Below are 3819 nucleotides of genomic sequence, written 5' to 3' on the forward strand. Positions count from 1 at the left end.
GCACGGCTGGCCGCGCGAGACGGCGCCGCGCGCCGCCGCGCCGGCGAGGCATCGCCGCACGAGCACGCCGCGCCCGCTGCGCGCGCTCTACGCCGAATACGCGCTGAACGCGGCCGGCTGGGTGCCGCACATGATCTTCCTGGTCGACTACGTCACGCGCGGCCTCGGCCAGAGCCTGCAGGTGGGCGCCGAATACTGGGTGCTGTTCGGCGTCGGCGCCACGCTGGGGCCGGTGCTGGCCGGCGCGCTGGCCGACCGGATAGGCTTCGGCCACGCGCTGCGCCTGGCCTTCGTGCTCGAGATCGGCGGCGTGGCGATTCCCGCGCTCGGGCTCGGGCCGTTCTGGCTGATGCTGTCGAGCGTGGTGGTCGGCGCCTTCGTCACGGGCACCGTGCCGCTGGTGCTGGGCCGCCTGCACGAGCTGCTCGCCCATCATCCCTCGCAGCAGGACCCGGCGTGGCGCACCGCCACGGTCGGCTTCGCACTGTGCCAGGCGCTCGCCGCCTACGGCCTGTCCTACGTGTTCTCGCAGAACGGCGGCGACTACCGCATGCTGTTCGCGATCGGCACCGCGGCGATGGTGCTGGCGCTCGCGATCGACCTCGTCGTCGGCATCCAGGCCCGCAAGGCCTGAACCCCGCACGGCTCACCCAAGGAAGACGCCACCATGTCCCGCCCCGCCGCCGCTCCCGAGCTCGCCGTCCCGCCCGTTTCCACCCAGCCGCCCGAGGCGCGCGCCTACGTCGAGCGCAACGCCGCCTACTGGCGCCGCAACCTCGCCGTCTGCGTGTTCGGCTCGTTCACCACCCTGGTGAGCCTGAGCATGCTGCTGCCCTTCCTGCCGCTCTATGTCGAGCAGCTCGGCGTGCATTCGCCGGCCGGCATCGTGCAGTGGTCGGGCGTGGCCTTCGGCGCGACCTTCTTCGGCACGGCGATCACCGCGCCGCTGTGGGGGCGCCTGGCCGACCGCTACGGCCGCAAGCCGATGCTGGTACGCGCCGCGCTCGGCATGGCGGTGGTGATGTCGCTGATCGGCATCGCGCACAGCGTCGCGCAACTGGTGGCGCTGCGCCTCGCGGCCGGCCTGATCGGCGGCTACGCCTCGGCCTCGATCGTGATGGTCGGCACCCAGGCGCCGCGCGAGCGCGCCGGCTGGGCGCTCGGCGTGCTGTCCACCGGCGCGCTGGCCGGCAACCTGGTGGGGCCGCTGGTGGGCGGCTTCCTGCCGGGCCTGGTCGGCATTCGCGGCACCTTCTTCGTGGGCGGCGCGATGATCGCGGTGGCCGCGGCGGCCACCATCGGCCTGGTGCGCGAGGATTTCGACCGACGCATCGACGCGCGCCGCCACGGCGCCGGTGCCACGAAGGCCGGCCAGGTCGCCATGCCGCGCGCCGCCGGCCGCGCCGCGCTCGGCGCGCTGCTGCTGACCGCCATGATGGTGCTGCTCGCCAACATGTCGATCGAGCCGATCATCACCGTCTACATCGGCCAGCTCGGCGTGGCGCATGCCGCGCTGGCGCGCACCGCCGGCATCGTGATGGCCGCCTCGGCCTTCGGCAGCATGCTGACCGCGCCGCGCCTGGGCGCGCTGGCGGATCGCATCGGCGGCTGGCCGGTGATCATCGGCTGCCTGCTGGTGACGGGCCTGGTGATGCTGCCGCAGGCCTTCGTCACGCACTGGTGGCAGCTCGCCGTGCTGCGCGGCGCGATGGGCATGTCGCTGGCCGGCCTGCTGCCGGCGATCGCCAAGCTGGTGCGCCATTCGGTCGAGGAACACCGCTCCGGCAGCGTGCTCGGCTACCTGCAGTCGGCGCAGTTCTCGGGGCAGGTGGTGGGGCCGCTGATCGGCGGGCAGATCGGCGCGCATGTCGGGCTGCATGCGGTGTTCTTCGTCACCAGCGCGTTGCTGGTGCTGTGCGCGGCGCTGAATGCCTGGATCCACTTCCGGGGCCGGATCGCCAGTTCGGTGGCACGCTGAGGCAGACTGCGGCGGCGTTCGGCGATATCGCTCCGGATCGGCGCAAATCTCGCGCCCCGCCCGGCATTGCTGCGTCGCACGAATTATTTTTTCGGGCTTGGCGCGGGACTATTGACGTGCGATAACCGGGTTATCCCTTAGTCACCCGGAGCAAGACGATGGCCACGCTCGAGGCGTTCCGCTCGGTGCTCGACGACGCGCACACGCCGGAAATCATCCGCAACCACATCATCGATTCGCTGCAGTACGCGCTGCGCAACTACGGCCAGGTGTTCACCACCAAGGAAGTGGAATGGCTCAGCACCTGGGACGATCCGCGCATTCCGCTGGCGGCGCGCAAGGAGATCGCCAAGCGCGAGCCGGCGCACGCCGACTGAAGCACTGGGGCTGATGCACCGGGGCTGAAGCATTGAGGCAGCGGGTCGGCCGTGCCGCGCGCACGAGCCGGCCCGCGTATCGGCCGCGGCCTGCGCCGCCGATGCGCCACGAGGGCCCGCGCCGTCCATCGGCGCGGGCCCTCGCGTTCATTTGAGCCCGAAGTCGACGCGCGTGGTCGCGCCCTTGTCCTCGATGCCCTTGGCGTCGAGCCTGGGCGCCACGATGAACATCCGGCTCGCATCCACCTTGCCGTCCAGGTACTGGCGCACCGCCTGCGCGCGCTGCTGGGCCAGCTCGCGCAGGGCCGCGTCGTCGGCCGGCGCGTGCGCCTCGAGCGCGGCCTTCATGTCCGCGTCGGGCAGCGCCTTCTGCATGCCGATCAGGTTGCGCGGCTTCTTGAAGTCGGCCGCCTTGTAGGCCTTGGTCAGGTACTTCGTGTATTCCTCCGGCGTGACCTTGACCGTCATCGGGTCGATGCTCTCGCCCTGCCCCACCACGTCCTTGAGCTTCTGCTGGCGCACCAGGCGCTCGACATAGGCGTCGCGAAGGCCCGGCGCGTCGCGCGCGGGATCGACGCGGCCCGTCAGGTCGAGGCGGATCGAGGGCTTCTCGGCCAGCATCTTCGAGATGGTGTCGAGCTTCTGCCTCGAGGCGTCGGTGAGCGTGGCCACGCCCGGCGCGAATTCGACGTAGCCGAGTTCCTCGCCGTTGCCGCCGAAGGCGCTGGCGATCAGCGAGAACGGCGCCGTCACCGCCTTCTTCAGCAGGTTCAGCACGGCATGCCAGATCAGCCCGCCGATGCTGAACTCGGGGTTCGACAGCGAGCCCGACACGGGGATGTTCACGTCGATCTCGCCGCGCGAGTTCTTCAGCAGCGAGATCGCCAGGCGCACCGGCAGCTTGGTGGCCGTGTCGTTGTCGATGTGGTCGCCGAAGGTGAGCTGGTCGATGAAGATGTGGTTGTTGGCGCTGAGCTGGTCGTCGGCGAGCTGGTAGTGCAGGTCGACGTTGAGCTTGCCCTTGGTGATCGGGTAGCCGGCGTACTTCGCCGAGTAGGGCGTCAGGTTGGTCAGCTCGATGCCGTGCGCCGAGGCCGTCAGGTCCAGCGCCGGCTTGGCGATCAGCGGATTGACCGAGCCCTTGATCGAGATCGGGCCGTTGCCGGCCAGGCTGGCCGCGATGTCGACCGGCGCGCTGGTCTGCGAATCGGTACCGAACGCGCCCACCGTGCCCTTGATCGCCACCAGGTCGGCCGTGTAGTTCGGGCGGATGAAGTTGTCGGTATAGGTGACGCGGCCGTCCTGCAGCACCAGTTCGCCGAAGCGCATCCGCACCGGCTGGCTCGGCGCCGGCGCGGCCTTCACCACCACGCTCGGCACCGAGGCCGGCAGCGGCGCGGCGGCGCCCGAGGCGGCGTTGGCCGAGGCCAGCGTGCCGGCCACGCTGGAGGCGGCCGAGGCCGG

Annotated in this window: 4 protein-coding genes; 3 read left to right on the forward strand and 1 reads right to left on the reverse strand. The window is 71.0% G+C overall.

Annotated elements, in window-relative coordinates:
• The 3 genes from F3J10_RS34760 to F3J10_RS34770 form a co-directional block, all read left to right on the forward strand.
• The coding region (locus F3J10_RS34760; protein WP_167243974.1) for a YbfB/YjiJ family MFS transporter at positions 1-634 on the forward strand (634 nt) is incomplete at its 5' end.
• Positions 635-667: 33 nt separating this feature from the next.
• Positions 668-1978: an MFS transporter gene (locus F3J10_RS34765; RefSeq protein ID WP_205200591.1), complete on the forward strand. Its 1311-nt coding sequence runs from the start codon at positions 668-670 to the stop codon at positions 1976-1978.
• Positions 1979-2136: 158 nt separating this feature from the next.
• Positions 2137-2355 carry a hypothetical protein gene (locus tag F3J10_RS34770; protein ID WP_013691600.1) on the forward strand — a complete coding sequence of 73 codons (219 nt, stop codon included), beginning with the start codon at positions 2137-2139 and terminating at the stop codon, positions 2353-2355.
• A gap of 147 nt (positions 2356-2502) precedes the next feature.
• Here the strand turns inward: F3J10_RS34770 and F3J10_RS34775 are convergent.
• On the reverse strand, positions 2503-3819 hold a 1317-nt coding region (locus F3J10_RS34775), incomplete at its 5' end, for a DUF748 domain-containing protein (RefSeq protein ID WP_167243975.1).

The sequence above is a fragment of the Burkholderia sp. Cy-637 genome, from assembly GCF_011753175.1.
GTDB lineage: Bacteria > Pseudomonadota > Gammaproteobacteria > Burkholderiales > Burkholderiaceae > Burkholderia > Burkholderia gladioli.